Below are 15,399 nucleotides of genomic sequence, written 5' to 3' on the forward strand. Positions count from 1 at the left end.
ACACCTGTAGGAGCTGCCGCAGGCTGCGATCTTTTGACTTTCAATCTCGAAAGAAAAGATCAAAAAATCCCGGCCGCGACAGGATCAGATGTCATCTGATACGCTTTTTTCGTTTCAATCTGCCTCTGTAACCGGTTCAGTCACAGGCTCAGAATAGCTGCGCAGTCCGGTCACTCGCGACAGTTCTTCATCCCGAAGCGTCCGGTGCTCCGCAAGCTCAGCAATGGAGAGAGCAACATGAACAAGATGGCTTTTTTTCTCGGTGGATTTCTGACATTGACCATTCTGATCGGCATGCTGGCAACCATTTCTCCGGTCTGACCTCACAACGACTTCTGAGCGTGTGAAGTTCACGGATTGGGGCGCTTTAATCATGTTTTAATGCCGCGCCGAAAAACTGCAAATGGACTTCACACTCATGGCCGAACAGCGTATTCGCGCGCTCGCACTCTGCGTCTTTCATGACAAAGGCCGGATCCTCGTCAATCAGTTTCACGACCCCGTGACACAGCAGACGATCTACCGTCCTGTCGGCGGTGGCATCGAATTCGGCGAAACCAGCGCCCAGGCAATTGCCCGAGAAGTCGAGGAGGAGTTGGGCTTCGCGATGACCGCGCTTCAACTGCTCGGGACGCTGGAAAGTCTATTCGTCTACAACGGCAAGCCCGGCCACGAGATCGTCCAGGTCTATGACGCTCACTTCGCCGATTCCAGCCTCTATGAGCGATCCCACCTTGAGGGGCATGAAAGTGACGGCGCTGCCTTCACCGTGCGCTGGCATGACAGCGCCAGCTTCAGCGAACAGACGCCGTTGGTGCCGGTGGGGCTGGAGGCGCTGCTGAAGAACGCCGGGTTGCTTGATTGAGTTCAGCGCAAGGTCGTGATGTGCGCCTTGCGCCTGATTGCAACGTGCATCGCCTCAATGATTGCGTGCGTACTCGATCAGGTCTTTCGGGTAGAACATGTGATCGATTTTGCTGTCATCGATGTTGTACAAAAAGGCAATGGCTGCCGCTTCGATCGCCCAGTAACCGACGAAGTTGCCGCACTCGCCCTGCAAGTGAGTGTCATGCCAGGGCGCGTGTTCGAAGGACGCGTACCAGCCCTGGCAAAACTCATCCAGGCGCGCCGAAGCTGCCTTAGCCGTCTCCACGTAAATCGCCTGAACAAGCGGCGTATAGGCGTCGTGATACCACTGATCGATGTCATGCCGCCCCGGCAGCACTTTTGTCAGCAGATCCTCATACAGCGTGTCATCGCCGGCATAACCAGCCTGGTCCAGCAGTTTGACGAAGCGTGCCAGCAAGTCGTGGCGGTGCAACAAAATGCACAGCCCCATGACTTGAACCGCTTCTTGATACTGGTCTGGCCAGTCATCGATCGCCAGCGGGGAAATATGTTCAAGTTCGTTATAAATCTCTAGCGCACGCTGGACCACTTCATACTTTTCAATCACATCCTCAAGCAATGGCACCAGTAACTCGATGGCTTCTCCGGCCGTGTAAGTCGCCAGTAGCTTATCCAGGGCGAGGCCCTGCATGTGTCTCGCACGCAGGGAGGCTTCTTCTTCGTCGGAGTCGGACTGGAATCGGTTGGTCTTGCAAAACTCGATCACCTCATCGTGTTCTTTGAAGAAGTTTTCGTAGTGGCGCGCACTGAAATACGGCTGACGCTCGATTGGCATACAGGGATCCATCCATTGGAAAAAAACGCGCAAAGGGTGCGGCATTCGGGTAGGCCGATCAAGCGCACGAACGTATTCTTTTGATCTTGAAAAACAACATCAAAAGATCGCAGCCTGCGGCAGCTCCTACATTGGAAGGGAAATCAGGGGGCGCCGAACAGCATTGTCCAGTAAACCCCTTCATCGCTGCGCGCCTCGCTGGCAAAACCGGCGCCGACCTGTGTGAACATCGGGTTCATCAGGTTGGCGCAATGCCCGGGACTGGCCAGCCATCCGGCCATCGCCTTGCCCGGTGAACTCTGCCCGGCGGCAATATTTTCGCCGACCTGCCGACCGCGATAACCCGCCGCTTTGGCGCGATCCGCCGGCAGATCACCATCAGGATCGCGGTGGGCGAAATAGTTGCCATACGCCATGGCTTTGCTGTGGCCCTGAGCCGCTGCGCCCAACGCCGCATTCCAGCTCAACGGCCGCGCCGCCGCGAAACGCTGGCGGCCGCACATCCTTGGGCGGGCGCGGGCGGCGTTGACCTCGGCGAGCAACGCTTTGCCGACACTGCGGTTGTCACCGACGCGGCTGTCGAGCACCGGGCGAGCCAGCACCACTTGCCATTCGCTGCGAGTGCGACGGATGCCGATGTCGGCGTAGGTTGCATCCAGCAATGCACCGCAATAGTCGCTTTGCAGTCGGTCGAAGGCTTCTTCTGCGTCCTGCGCACCGACGATGCGGATACTGCGCACCGCAACCGCCGAATACCCCGCTGACTTCAGCGCCTCGCGCATGCCGCCGCTGTAGCGATAACCGTTGGGTAGCACCAGATTGGATTTCAGTGCCAGCGGCGCCAGCCGTTGCGCGGGGCGCCGATCACAGCGCTGTGGGTGCGCGCGGTAATCATTGATGGCAACCACCAGTTGCCGTTCTGCACCGGCGTGGGCGGTGGTGGTGAAGAGGGGGGAAAGGATCAGCAGGCACAGCGAAACAAGGCGAGACGAGCGAACGGCGTGGCGCATGGGGTGGATGGCTCAGAAGGAAGACAGCGCTCAAATGGATTGCGCCGCAGAAAGCGGCGCGAATAGGACTGGGGTTTCTGGACTTGGTTCACAGACGGATAAAGGCTTTGCATGGCGCCGACATGTTGCGTGTTTCAGGGGCGTTGATGGCTATCGAGCTGGCCTCATCGCTGGCAAGCCAGCTCCCACAGAGATTTGAGTCGTACACGTCATTTCTATTCATCACAAAAATTGTGGGAGCTGGCTTGCCAGCGATGGGGCCATTCCAGGCACTAGAGGGACATCAGGGGAAAAACATCACCGATTCAACACATCCCCCATCCACCGCCAATACTCCCGACGCTCGGAAATCGAGTTATGCCCCGATTCCGGCACGATCTTCAGCGTCGCCACGCCGTTGGGGAAATTCTCCAGCAAGCGCTGCGTACTGTCCCGCGCTATCACCTCGTCATCACTCGCCGCCAGCAGCAACGTCGGCACGCGTAAATGCGCAGCGTACTTGCCCGACTCGTAGCGATCCTTGAGCAACCACTTCACCGGCACCCATGGATACTGTTTCACGGCGACTTCTTCGAGGCTGTTGTACGGCGTCACCAGAATCAGATTCTGCACCGGCCGCTGACTGGCCAGACGCACGGCCACCCCCGAGCCCAGGCTGCGCCCGACCACGGCGATTTGCGGATGGCTGGCGTACACCTGATCAAACAGCGCCAGGGCATCCTTGGCAATCGCCTCTTCGGACGGCGAACCGCCGCTGCCACCGAAGCCACGGTAGTGCAGGAAATACAACGCGTAATCGGGAAATGCTGCGGCGAACTCCGGCACGTTACGCGAGACGTCTTCGGCATTGCCGCCAAAATAGATCAGCGCCCGCGCGCCGACGCGCTCGTGTGTACTCACCCAGACATCCGCATCGGGCATTGCCAGTTTCAGGCGCGAGTCGGCCGAATTCACCGCACTGGGCTGCGGAAAATAGATCAACGAGCGCTGAAAAAAGAATAGCGCCGCACACAGCGCCAGGTACACGGCGACGATCAATACGACGAGTGACATCAGGGTTCGGGACATTCGGCTACTTTTAACGGGTACGAAGGTTTGCTGTCGCAGTGTAGTTCAGGGGGATTCACCGGGCAGCCTGCGCACACAACATGCAACAGATCCACGCAGCAGGGGAACCAGCATGAGCCACACTGAGGGTTACTCCCGTCGCCGATTGCTCACGCTGGCTGCCGGGGTTTCGGCAGTCTTCACTTTTGATCGGGCGCTGGCCACTGCCGCGCCACCCGCGACTATCCGAGGCCAAGCCATGCAGACCCGCGCCATCCCCTCCAGCTCAGAGTCATTGCCCCTGGTCGGTCTGGGCACGTATCGCGGTTTCGACGTTGCGCCTGGCGACCCGGTTTATCGGCAACTGCCCGCGGTGCTCGACGAGCTGTTCACCAAGGGCGGCACGGTGATCGACAGCTCGCCGATGTATGGCCGCGCCGAGCAGACCACCGGTGAACTGCTGTCGATCCATGAACCGCGTTCGCCGGCGTTTCTGGCGACCAAGGTGTGGACACGCGGGCGCAAGGAGGGCATCGCACAAATGGAGCAGTCGTTCAGCCTGCTGCGCACCGAACGCATCGACCTGATGCAGATCCACAACCTGCTCGACTGGCAAACGCACCTGCCGACCCTGCGCGAATGGAAAGAGCAGGGGCGCATCCGCTACATCGGCATCACCCATTACACGTCCTCGGCTTACGATGAAGTCGAAGCGGTGCTGAAGAATGAGCAACTGGATTTTCTGCAAATCAACTACGCCCTCGATGATCGAGGTGTGGAGAAACGCATCCTGCCGCTGTGCCGTGAGCGCGGGGTGGCGGTGATCTGCAATCGGCCGTTTGGTGGCGGTGCTTTGCTGGGCCGGCTCAAGGGCAAACCTTTGCCGGCATGGGTGTCGGACGTCCAGGTCAGCAGCTGGCCGCAACTGGCGCTGAAGTTTCTGCTGGCGCATCCGGCGGTGACCTGTGTGATTCCGGGGACGAGCAATCCGCGTTATATGGCCGACAACGTCAGGGCCGGATTCGGGCCGATGCTCACCGACGCGCAGCGGCATCAGTTGATTGCGTTGGTGGGTTAGTCCGTGGCGATATCCAGCTTGTCGATGTGCTTGAAACGCTCCACCAGAAAGTCGATCAGGCTACGCACCCGTGCAGAACTGATGGCGATCTTTATGTGGGAGCGGGCTTGCTCGCGAAGGAGTCGTGTCAGCCAACATTTCGGGTGCCTGGCGCAGCGCTTTCGCGAGCAAGCCCGCTCCCACAGTAGATTGTGTTTTCTCAGAGAGGTTATGCCTGATTCAACTCCCGGCAATATCCAAAACATCTAAACAACTGTCAGATCTGACAGTTGGCGGAATTCTCTCTGCGATCAATCATGGGGGTCTACGGTTTCGACAAGGAAGACTCTCCATGAACATGGCCAGCCAAACGCTGACCGGCAGTGTCGCTGTCTGTCTGTTGGCAATTTCACTCAACGCTCAGGCAGAAACGGCGGAGTACATCTGTCTGGGTCAGGAGCGCGGACAAGAAATAACGGCGATTGCCGGCTCGGAGGCACAAGCCGTCGCGCTGGTTAAAACTCACTGGCGAACCGCCGGTTGTTTTAAGAAGTGATCGGCGCAATCAATCGCGATAGCGCAACGCCTCCAGCAACAACGCGAATGCCGGTGCCGCCTGACGCCGGCTCGGGTAGTAGAGGTGATACCCGGCGAATGTCGGGCACCAATCCTCAAGCACTTGCTGCAAGCGACCATCGGCCAGATACGGCTCGACAATGTTCTCCGGGATGTAGCTCAAACCGAAACCATCCAGCGCCGCATCAAGTAACGGGTAGACGCCGTTCAACGTGATCTGCCCGGATACTCGCACCTTCAGGCTTTCGCCATCCTTCTCGAACTCCCAGCTATACAGCCCGCCGTTGGTGGGCAGGCGCAAGTTGTTGCAGCTGTGGTCGGTCAGGTCGCGCGGGGTTTGCGGGGCGGGGCAGCGGGCGAAATACGCGGGCGAGCCAACCACCGCCATGCGCATGTCCGGGCCGATGCGCGTGGCGATCATGCCTTGCGCCACGTCTTCGCCCAAGCGCACGCCGGCGTCGAAACCCTGCCCGGCGATGTCGACGAAACCGTAATCGCAGCTGACTTCGACGGCGATGTCGGGGTATTGGGGCAGGAATTCCTTGAGCACCGGGCGCAGCAGCCAGTCCAGCGAATGGTCTGTGGCGTTGATGCGGATCTTGCCCGCCGGGGTTTCGCGCAGGTTGCTCAGGGCGGCCAGTTCCACTTCGATCTCTTCGAAACGCGGGCCGATGGTTTGCAGCAGGTGTTCACCGGCCTCGGTGGGAGAGACGCTGCGGGTGGTGCGCGTCAACAGGCGCAGGCCAAGGCGTGCTTCGAGCGCCCGAATGGTGTGGCTCAGCGCCGATTGCGAGACGCCGAGCTTGGCGGCAGCTTTGGTGAAGCTACGTTCACGGGCCACGGCGAGGAAGGCGAGCAGGTCGGTGGCGTTTTCTCGAAGCATTGATGAGTGTCCTGCATAAGTTTTTTCGAATTCTAGTCGATTATCAAAAGAGTGCGGGTCGGTAAAGTGATTGCATTGATTCTGAGGAGGACATTGCCATGAACCCGATTGCTGCTTCTGCGTTGACCCTGTCCCTGCTGGCGGGTGAGGTACAGGCCAATGAAAAACCCCGCGTGAGCGTTACGCCCAATGGCTCGCAACCTTCGGCCCGTGGCCCGGCGGATTGGTTCACCGGCACTGTGCGCGTCGATGCGCCGTTCAAGGGCTCTGATGAAGCGCGGGTCAGTGGCGCGACGGTGACATTTGAGCCGGGTGCGCGCACCGCTTGGCACACGCATCCACTGGGACAGACATTGATCGTCACCGCCGGGGCGGGGTATGTGCAGGAATGGGGGCAGCCGGTGCGCGACATTCGCCCGGGCGATACGGTGTGGATTGCGCCGGGCGCCAAGCATTGGCACGGTGCGGCAGCGACCACGGCCATGACCCACATCGCCATTGCTGAAGTGCTCGATGGCAAAGTGGTGGAATGGATGGAGCAGGTGAGCGCCGAGCAATACCCACAGATCGACTAATGGTCCATGTAGGAGCTGCCGCAGGCTGCAATCTTTTGACTTTGGATTTTTTAAAAGCAAGATCAAAAGATCGCAGCCTGCGGCAGCTCCTACAGAGTTATGTCATTTTGGGGAGTGAAGAGAGGATTTTATCGAGGGTGATCGGGTAATCCCGTACCCGCGCTCCGGTGGCGTTGTAGATGGCATTCGCCACCGCTGCGCTGACGCCGCAGATGCCCAGCTCACCGACCCCTTTGGCCTTCATCGGCGACGAGATCGGGTCGGTTTCATCGAGGAAAATCACCTCCTGATGGGGAATGTCGGCATGCACCGGCACCTCGTATCCGGCCAGGTCATGGTTGACGAAAAAGCCGAGCTTTTTGTCCACCGACAACTCTTCCATCAACGCCGCGCCGACGCCCATGGTCATTGCCCCGATCACCTGACTGCGCGCCGCTTTCGGGTTGAGAATTCGCCCAGCCGCGCACACCGCCAACATCCGCCGCACGCGCACCTCGCCGGTTGCTGCGTCCACCGCGACTTCGACGAAATGCGCGCCAAAAGTCGATTGCTGATACTGCTCGGCAAGGTCGGCGAACTCGATACTGTCCTCGGCCGTTATTGCGCCGTTTTGCGCCGCATTGCGCAGCGGCACATGCTTGTCGCCCACTCGTACCTGACCGTCGACAAACTCGGCTTGATCCGCCGGCAAACCCAACTTGCCGGCTACCGCCTCGCGCAGTTTCATGCACGCGGCGTAGACGCCGGCGGTCGAGCAGTTGGCGCCGAATTGCCCACCGGAGCCGGACGAAACGGGGAAGCTCGAATCACCCAGATGCACGGTCACATCCTTCAACTCAACGCCCATCATTTCCGCTGCCGTCTGCGCGATGATCGTATAGCTGCCGGTGCCAATGTCGGTCATGTCGGTTTCCACCGTGACCTTGCCGTCGCGCTCCAGCCGTACCCGCGCGCCGGACTTGACCAACAGGTTGTTGCGAATCGCCGCTGCCACGCCCATGCCGATCAACCAGCGACCTTCGCGGCGGGTGCCGGGTTGTGCCTTGCGTTGGTTCCAGCCGAACTTTTCAGCGCCGACTTGCAGGCATTCGATCAACTGTCGCTGAGAAAATGGCCGATCGGTTTTGACCGGGTCGACCTGCGTGTCGTTGAGGATGCGGAACTGAATCGGGTCGAGTTTGAGTTGCTCGGCCATTTCATCCATGGCCATTTCCAGCACCATCAACCCTGGGGTTTCGCCTGGCGCGCGCATGGAGTTGCCTTCTGGCAGATCCAGCGGTGAGAGACGCATGCTGACCAGACGATTTTCAGCGGCGTAGAGCAATTGGCTAGGCTGCGCGGCGACCTCGACCTTGCCTTCTGCAAGGTTGCCTGACCAGCCTTCGTGGGCAATGGCGGTGAGCTTGCCGTCCGCCGTCGCGCCCATGCGAATGTGCTGAATGGTGGCGGGGCGGTGGGTGGTGTTGTTGGCCATCTGCGGGCGGGCGAGGGCGACCTTCACCGGTCTGCCAGCCATACGCGCACCGAGGGCCGCAAGGATGGAGTCGGCGCGGATGAACAGTTTGCCGCCGAATCCGCCGCCGATGTAGGGCGAAATCAAGCGGACTTTTTCCTTGGGTAAACCGAGGGTGGCAGCGATGTCGGCAACGCTCCAGGCGATCATCTGATTCGACGTCCACAGGGTCAGTTGATCGCCTTTCCACGCGGCCAATGTCGCGTGTGGCTCCATCATCGCGTGGGACTGATCCGGCGTGGTGTAGGTCTGGTCGAACTGCACCGGTGCGGCAGCAAAAGCCTTGGCGAAATCGCCGTGTTTGACATCAGGCAACTCGTCTTTCGGCTCGACGCCTTGGTCGCGCACGCTGGCCAGGTCGAACTTGCCTTCGGCGGTAACGTAATCGACCTTGACCATTTGCGCAGCGGCGCGGGCCTGTTCGAAGGTCTCTGCGACCACCAGCGCTACGGCCTGGTGATAGTGCTGAATCTCGGGCCCGGCCAGCAATGGCGCGGCGTTGTATTTACCCTTGCCGAGTTTGCCGGCGTTGGCGGCGGTGACAATGGTCAGGACGCCGGGCGCGGCTTTGGCGTCCTCCAGATCGATGTTGTTGATCCGCCCCTTGGCGATGGCCGAGCCGACCATGAAGCCGTAAGCCTGATTGGCCACGGCCTCATGCTGCTCATAGGCATAAGGCGCCTGACCGCTGGTTTTCAACGGGCCTTCGACGCGGTCGGTGGCTTTGCCGACGACCTTCAACTGGTCGATCGGGTTGGTGGTGGCGGGCGTGTCGAATTTCATGCTTCGTCCCTCGCTTGGGCCAACACTGAGCCGAGCGTGCGCTCCACCAAGGTCAGTTTGAATTGGTTGTCATGGGTTGGCGTCGCACCGTCGAGCAGGCGTTGGCAGACGGCTTTTGCGCCTTTGGGCAGCAGCGCTTCGGCGGCCTCGACGCGCCATGGTTTCGGTGCAATACCGCCGACAGCGATGCGGCCACTGCCGTCCTTTTGCAGGATCAGGCCGACCGAAACCAAGGCGAACGCGTATGACGAGCGATCGCGTACCTTGTGATAAATGTGTGTGCCGCCGACGGGCGCCGGCAGTGTTACGGCGGTGATGAATTCGCCGGGCGTGAGGCTGGTTTCGATGTTCGGCGTGGTACCTGGCAACAGATGGAAATCGGCCATGGCGATGCTGCGTGTGCTGCCGTCAGGTTTGACCGTTTCAATCTGTGCATCCAGCGCGCGCATGGCGATGGCCATGTCGCTGGGGTGCGTGGCGATACAGGCGTCGCTGACACCGATGATCCCCAGTTGCCGACTGACTCCGCCAATCGCCGCGCAACCGCTGCCGGGTTGGCGCTTGTTGCAGGCCTGATTGCTGTCGTAAAAATACGGGCAGCGTGTGCGTTGCAGCAGGTTGCCGGCAGTGGTCGCCATGTTGCGCAGCTGTCCGGAAGCACCGGCAAGCAATGCACGGGAAAGCAAACCGTAATCCTTGCGCACGCGTTGGTCGGCGGCCAGATCGGTGTTGCGCACCAGCGCGCCGATGCGCAATCCACCTTCGGGTGTGGCCTCGATTTGATCAAGGCCCAAGTGATTGACGTCGATCAGGTGCAGCGGGGTTTCGATGTCGAGTTTCATCAAGTCGAGCAGATTGGTGCCGCCGGCAATGAAACGCGCGCCTTCGACTTGCGCGGCTTGCGCAGCGGCGGCGGGGGAATCGGCGCGGCTGTAGCTGAACGGTCTCATGCTGGCACCTCCGCGACTTCAGTGATGGCTTCGATGATGTTCGAGTAGGCGCCGCAACGGCAGATGTTGCCGCTCATGCGCTCTTGAAATTCCCGGGCGATCAACTGTGGCGCCTCGGTGAGGCTTTCACTGACGTGGCTTGGAATGCCGTCACGGATTTCCTTGATGACAGCCACTGCCGAACAGATTTGCCCTGGCGTGCAATATCCGCACTGATAGCCGTCGTGCTTGATGAACGCGGCTTGCATCGGATGCAGATTGTCGGGCATGCCGAGGCCTTCGATGGTGGTGACTTCGCTGCCGTCGTGCATCACTGCGAGGGTCAAACACGAGTTGATCCGCCGGCCATCGGCAATCACCGTGCAGGCGCCGCATTGGCCGTGGTCGCAGCCTTTTTTAGTGCCGGTCAGTTGCAGGTGTTCGCGCAGGGCATCGAGCAGGGTGGTGCGGGTGTCGACATCAAGCGCGCGCGGCTTGCCGTTGACGTTGATCGTCACTTTGCTCATGGCCGGTTGCTCCAGGTTGGCCGCGTAGGCCTTGAGGCTGATAAATGGCGGCATCGCGAATGCCGTGGCGGTCACGGCGCCGAGGATCAGAAATCCGCGTCGGGAAATCGTCATGGTTCGATTCCTTTTCTCTCTCAATCAGGGCAGCAGGGTCGTCGATGGCCCAAGCGGGCAGCCAGCGTGATCGCCGGTCTCGTTAAGGAGTGACTGCTGAAGAGAGGAAAAGGTTTTTGCGGATTTTCGCTATAGAGTTATGCGCAGGGCTCATCAATCGCAGGTGCGACACGACCCTCCTGTAGGAGTGAGCCTGCTCGCGATTGCGCCCTGTCAGCCAACCTAAGTGTTGAATGACATGGCCCCATCGCTGGCAAGCCAGCTCCCACAGGGTTGCATGTTGTGAGTGAGATTGTGTTTACAGCACAAATCTCTGTGGGAGCTGGCTTGCCAGCGATGGGGCCAGATCACCCAACCTCAATGCCCGCCAACCACCATGGAGGTGAACGGCGCCACGTAGGCCTGCAATGTCACCAATCCACCGACCAGTATCGCCAGCACGATCGAGTGGAAGAACACGTAGCGCAGAATCTCACCCTCATGCCCATACCAGCGGGTTGCGGTGGAAGCGACCACGATCGACTGCGCATCGACCATTTTGCCCATCACTCCACCCGAACTGTTTGCCGCCGCCATCAGCACCGGACTGATGCCGAGTTGCTCTGCCGTCACTCGCTGTAAACCGCCAAACAGCACGTTCGAGGCCGTATCGGAGCCGGTGAGCGCTACCCCGAGCCAACCGAGCAACGTGCCAAACATCGGGTAGAAAATCCCCGTCGCCGCAAACGCCAGCCCCATGGTTGCGTCAAGCCCCGAGTAGCGCGTAAGAAACCCCAGCGCCAGCATCGCCGCAATGGTGATCAGCGAAAAACGCACCACCCACAGCGTGCGCAGGTACTGCTTGATCAGTTGCGGAATGGAGTAGCCCATCAGCAATCCGCCGACGATTGCTGCCAGCAATATCCCGCTGCCAGTTGCCGTGAACCAGGTGAATTTGTACACGGCCTCTTCAGCCTTCGGCGCGGCCACTACCGGCGGGACTTTTTCGATCTGCAGGTGCAAAGAAGTGAAGATCACAGCCGGGGCGAAAATCGGGTTGGCTTCGTTGACCGGTTTGCCTTGCGGATCGAGCTTGGCCGAATGGGTGACTGGATCCATCGCCGGGCGCACGTCGAAGATGTTTTTGAAACCCTGCGTGCCCCAGGCAAATACGAACACGGTGAGGATGATCCACGGCATCCACGCACGCATGATGGCCGGGCGCGCCTGATCGCGGAATGCGGCGCTGGCGGTGACTTTCTCTTCATCGACTTTCGAGTTGTCGACCCGCCCGGAAAGCGCCGCCGAGGTGTGGATGGTCGCCGGTTTCCATACCTTCAAAAACAGCGTCAGGCAGGCCATGGAAATCAGTGCGGCGATCACGTCTACCAGCATCGGCCCGTGGTAGTTCGACACGAGAAACTGCGGCACGGCGAAACTGACGCCGGCCACCAGAATCGCCGGCCAGATTTCCAGCATCTTGCGCCATCCGGCAAACGCCCAGATCAGCCAGAACGGCACCAGCACCGAGAAGAACGGCAACTGCCGACCGACCATCATCGACAACTCCATTTCATCCAGCCCGGTGACTTTTGCCAGGGTAATAATCGGCGTGCCGAGTGCGCCAAACGCGACCGGAGCGGTGTTGGCGATCAGCGCCAGGCCAGAGGCTGCCAATGGCGAAAAGCCGAGCCCGATCAGAATCGCCCCGGTCACCGCCACCGGTGTGCCAAAGCCCGCCGCGCCTTCAAAAAACGCGCCGAAGCAGAAGGCGATCAGCAGCAACTGCAAACGACGGTCATCGGTGATTCGGGCAAGGGAATCCTGTAGCACTTTGAACGAGCCGTTCTCGGTGGTCAGGCGATGCAGAAAGATGATGTTGAGGACGATCCAGCCAATCGGCAACAAGCCATTTGCCGCGCCGAACAACGCCGCCGAGCCGGCCATGCTCGCCGGCATGCCGAAGGCGAAGATTGAAATCAACAGGGCCGATGCCAGCGCCAGCAGCGCTGCGAGGTGAGCCTTGACGTGGAAGAACGCCAGCGCCGCGAGCATCACCACCACCGGCACGGCGGCCATGAGCGTGGAGATCAACGGATTGTTGAACGGATCGTAGATTTGCTGCCAGACCATGGTCCACCTCTGCTTGTTGTTATTGAGGGCGCAGATCCATTGCGTGGGGCTAGGTAGCAAGGAGTATAGGTGGCATTTCGCCGCCGTCCGCACAGGGCCGGCGGGGCGACAAACGGTCGCTAGTGGCCAGTGAATCAACCTCGATTTGCCCGGTCGTATCTGCGGCTGCGCGCACCGCGTCCTGAAGGCGTGGGCAGCGTGGCCGATTCCGTCGTCAAGACCTTGGTTTTAGGGAAGTGTTGAATGAAGCGCGCTACAACGATGCTGCTGACCGTGACCGCCGCCGTTTTGCTCGGTGGCTGTGTGGCGGATTTTGATGATGACCACCGCCATGGCCGGCATTACGACCGCGACCATGGCCGTAATTACGACCATGACCGGCGTTGGGATGACCGTGACGATCGCCGCGATGGGCGTCGCTACTACCGTGATCGGGATGATGATTGATTGAACAGAAAAGGGCGTCCCGCGATGGGACGCCCTTTGTTGTTAAAAATGAGCGCTCGCCTGGACGCTGGATCGCGCAGGCACAGAGGCCTCGATGTCCAGCAAATGGGTGGCGAGAATGTCGCTCAGAAAGCGGAACTGATCGTTGATGCCCACCACTTCATTGCTGAAATGATTGGTGGCGGCGGGCATCAGCAGATCTTCGAAATCTTCGTTGAACAGCAGCGCCTGTGCTTTGTGCGACACCGCGTGCTGGTCGTAGTAGTTGCTGCCAAACACCGGGAAACTCACGGAGAGGGTGACGTGGGTGTGAATCATGTTGTGAACTCCTCGTTGTGTCTCGGATGGGGTAATCGTGCCTATCGTTGGCGGCGGGCGGAAGGCAATCGTGGCGATGGTGAATATCGACGACAGTGATGGTTCGGGTTTTTGTGTGAATTTGCGGGCCCCATCGCTGGCAAGCCAGCTCCCACAGGGTGCCATGTTGTGGCTAAGGTTATGTTTCCAACATAAGTCTTTGTGGGAGCTGGCTTGCCAGCGATGAGGCCGGTACATCCACCATCAGGCCCGGCTGATCCACCTATAATCAAAACTGCCTCTTCCTCATTCAAAGGACGCCCTCACCGTGAACCTGCGTGCGCTGGTCGTCGCCGCACTGTTCCTGCTGGCCGGCTGCGCCACGTCGGCGCGGGCCCCGGTGTCAGCGCCGCAGGCCGTGGTGGTTTCGCCTGCGACCTGGCAGCAGATCGACCGCGAAATCGTCAGCGCTTCGCAACAGGCCACCGAGCAGGTCAAGCTGTTCGCCCGTGGCTCGATGGAACATTGGCGTACTCGCGTCTATGAGCAAACTGAAGAAAATTTCATCCCGTGGTTCAGCAGCTACTGGACGCAGGAATGGCTGTCGATGAAGGTCAGTTGGTACACGATCAGCGCTGGCGGAGAGCAGGATGCTTCGGCCAAGCGTCTGGCGACGTATCTGCTTGAGCAATATCAGGAAAAAGTGCTGGCGCCGGTGGCGGTGGAGATTGATCCAGATGCGATTCTGGGTCAGGCCACGGCGTTCTATGCGCAGTTGATGGCGCAGCAAATGCCGCTCATCGCCCAACGCCATGGCGTGCCGGTTGCGCAGCTCAATGGCCGTCTGCAAAAGATTCCGGCGATTGCCCTCGGCCCGCCCCCGGCGCGCGATGCTTCGCTGTTTCAGGTCATCAGCACCGAACCGCTGAACACCTTGCCGGCCTATGCCGCGCTGATCGACAAGATTCATACCGATGGCGGCGCCAAGGGCATTGCCTCGACCGACGCCGGCATGGCGCCGGTGGCCAAGCGGGCCAGCCAGCGCATTGAAGCGGAAATGGCGCCTCGCAGTGCGGCGAGTGCCGTCGCCGCTGCCGCGGGCAAGCTCGCCGGGGCAATGATCTCGGTGGGCGTGGTGGGCATCCGCGCGATCATTCAGGCCAACGATCGCCCTGACAGCGAAGCGCTGATCCGCAGCAGCCTGGGCAACACCTTCGACAAGGCCTGGTTGAAACTGGTGCAGAATCCGACCACCGGTGTCATGGCGGGTACGCTGCACATGGCCGGGCAGATCGAGCGCAATCTCGGGGCGAGTGACGCGCCGTCGGTCGGGTTGGGTGCCAATCGTGTCGAATGGCAGCCACCGCAATCGACCAATCAGCAGATCGAACCCAACGTGCAAGGAGAATGATCATGGCTTACATCGATATTTTTGTAGCACCCGTGCCGACCGCCAATCGTGAGCAGTACAAGCAGCACTGCATCATTGCCGCCAAGCTGTTCAAGGAATACGGCGCCCTGAGCGTGGTCGAGTGTTGGGGTGATGACGTGCCGGACGGCAAGCTCACCTCGTTCCCGATGGCAGTGAAACTCAAGGACGGCGAGACCGTAGCGTCCGGCTGGCTGATCTGGCCCGACAAAGCCACCCGCGATGCCGGCATGGCAAAAATGATGGAAGACCCGCGCATGCAACCGGACGTCAACCCGATGCCCTTCGACGGCCAGCGGATGATCTACGGCGGCTTCCAGGACCTCCTCGAACCCTGAACCACGCACACACCCCTGTAGGAGCTGCGGCACGCTGCGATCTTTTGATCTTTTTTTACAATCAACATCAAAAGATCG

General features: G+C 60.1%; 16 protein-coding genes. 7 read left to right on the plus strand and 9 right to left on the minus strand.

Annotation, left to right across the window (positions count from 1 at the left end; translation table 11 throughout):
• The first annotated feature begins 418 nt into the window (after nt 1–418).
• Nucleotides 419–865, plus strand: a complete 447-nt coding sequence (locus tag EJA70_RS25610; protein ID WP_158834448.1) for an NUDIX hydrolase — start codon at nt 419–421, stop codon at nt 863–865.
• 54 nt (nt 866–919) lie between these two features.
• Here EJA70_RS25610 and EJA70_RS25615 read toward each other — a convergent pair whose 3' ends face one another.
• The 3 genes from EJA70_RS25615 to EJA70_RS25625 form a co-directional block, all read right to left on the minus strand.
• Entirely contained in the window at nt 920–1,684 is a 765-nt protein-coding gene (locus tag EJA70_RS25615; RefSeq protein ID WP_158834450.1) for a PoNe immunity protein domain-containing protein, read from the minus strand.
• A 143-nt stretch (nt 1,685–1,827) separates the two neighbouring features.
• Nucleotides 1,828–2,694 (minus strand): CAP domain-containing protein, encoded by an 867-nt coding sequence (locus EJA70_RS25620; protein ID WP_158834452.1) that lies wholly within the window; start codon nt 2,692–2,694, stop codon nt 1,828–1,830.
• Nucleotides 2,695–2,991: 297 nt separating this feature from the next.
• The gene (locus tag EJA70_RS25625; protein WP_158834454.1) at nt 2,992–3,762 is read right to left on the minus strand and encodes an alpha/beta hydrolase; all 771 of its coding nucleotides are present in this window, start codon (nt 3,760–3,762) and stop codon (nt 2,992–2,994) included.
• 112 nt (nt 3,763–3,874) lie between these two features.
• Here EJA70_RS25625 and EJA70_RS25630 point away from each other — a divergent pair, with 112 nt between their 5' ends.
• Together EJA70_RS25630 and EJA70_RS25640 are read left to right on the plus strand one after the other, a co-directional pair.
• Nucleotides 3,875–4,819, plus strand: a complete 945-nt coding sequence (locus EJA70_RS25630) for an aldo/keto reductase (RefSeq protein ID WP_178116996.1) — start codon at nt 3,875–3,877, stop codon at nt 4,817–4,819.
• 331 nt (nt 4,820–5,150) lie between these two features.
• A complete protein-coding gene (locus EJA70_RS25640; RefSeq protein WP_158834458.1) occupies nt 5,151–5,354 on the plus strand; it encodes a hypothetical protein in 204 nt (67 codons plus the stop codon).
• 9 nt (nt 5,355–5,363) lie between these two features.
• Here the strand turns inward: EJA70_RS25640 and EJA70_RS25645 are convergent, their stop codons facing one another.
• Nucleotides 5,364–6,257: a LysR family transcriptional regulator gene (locus EJA70_RS25645; RefSeq protein WP_158834460.1), complete on the minus strand. Its 894-nt coding sequence runs from the start codon at nt 6,255–6,257 to the stop codon at nt 5,364–5,366.
• 98 nt (nt 6,258–6,355) lie between these two features.
• Between EJA70_RS25645 and EJA70_RS25650 the strand changes: the two genes are divergently transcribed.
• Nucleotides 6,356–6,832 carry a cupin domain-containing protein gene (locus EJA70_RS25650; protein WP_158834461.1) on the plus strand — a complete coding sequence of 159 codons (477 nt, stop codon included), beginning with the start codon at nt 6,356–6,358 and terminating at the stop codon, nt 6,830–6,832.
• 97 nt (nt 6,833–6,929) lie between these two features.
• On the opposite strand, the gene paoC is transcribed toward EJA70_RS25650, so the two are convergent.
• From paoC to EJA70_RS25670, 4 genes are all read right to left on the minus strand, one after another.
• Nucleotides 6,930–9,128, minus strand: a complete 2,199-nt coding sequence (gene paoC, locus EJA70_RS25655) for an aldehyde oxidoreductase molybdenum-binding subunit PaoC (protein ID WP_158834462.1) — start codon at nt 9,126–9,128, stop codon at nt 6,930–6,932.
• A complete protein-coding gene (locus EJA70_RS25660) occupies nt 9,125–10,078 on the minus strand; it encodes a xanthine dehydrogenase family protein subunit M (RefSeq protein WP_158834463.1) in 954 nt (317 codons plus the stop codon). The genes paoC and EJA70_RS25660 overlap by 4 nt, the downstream gene beginning before the upstream one ends.
• The gene (paoA, locus tag EJA70_RS25665; RefSeq protein WP_158834464.1) at nt 10,075–10,698 is read right to left on the minus strand and encodes an aldehyde dehydrogenase iron-sulfur subunit PaoA; all 624 of its coding nucleotides are present in this window, start codon (nt 10,696–10,698) and stop codon (nt 10,075–10,077) included. The genes EJA70_RS25660 and paoA overlap by 4 nt, the downstream gene beginning before the upstream one ends.
• Nucleotides 10,699–11,055: 357 nt before the next feature.
• On the minus strand, nt 11,056–12,810 hold the full coding sequence (locus tag EJA70_RS25670; protein ID WP_158834465.1) for an L-lactate permease: 1,755 nt from the start codon (nt 12,808–12,810) through the stop codon (nt 11,056–11,058).
• A gap of 243 nt (nt 12,811–13,053) precedes the next feature.
• On the opposite strand from EJA70_RS25670, the gene EJA70_RS25675 reads away from it, so the two are divergent.
• On the plus strand, nt 13,054–13,257 hold the full coding sequence (locus EJA70_RS25675) for a hypothetical protein (RefSeq protein WP_007918829.1): 204 nt from the start codon (nt 13,054–13,056) through the stop codon (nt 13,255–13,257).
• A gap of 42 nt (nt 13,258–13,299) precedes the next feature.
• Here the strand turns inward: EJA70_RS25675 and EJA70_RS25680 are convergent, their stop codons facing one another.
• A complete protein-coding gene (locus tag EJA70_RS25680; protein WP_008086894.1) occupies nt 13,300–13,575 on the minus strand; it encodes a hypothetical protein in 276 nt (91 codons plus the stop codon).
• Nucleotides 13,576–13,882: 307 nt separating this feature from the next.
• Between EJA70_RS25680 and EJA70_RS25685 the strand changes: the two genes are divergently transcribed.
• Nucleotides 13,883–14,965 (plus strand): hypothetical protein, encoded by a 1,083-nt coding sequence (locus tag EJA70_RS25685; protein ID WP_008086895.1) that lies wholly within the window; start codon nt 13,883–13,885, stop codon nt 14,963–14,965.
• A gap of 2 nt (nt 14,966–14,967) precedes the next feature.
• A complete protein-coding gene (locus EJA70_RS25690) occupies nt 14,968–15,321 on the plus strand; it encodes a DUF1428 domain-containing protein (protein WP_158834466.1) in 354 nt (117 codons plus the stop codon).
• The last annotated feature ends 78 nt before the right edge of the window (nt 15,322–15,399 follow it).

Origin of the sequence: Pseudomonas sp. PB103, from assembly GCF_009764635.1 — a bacterium.
Classification (GTDB): domain Bacteria; phylum Pseudomonadota; class Gammaproteobacteria; order Pseudomonadales; family Pseudomonadaceae; genus Aquipseudomonas.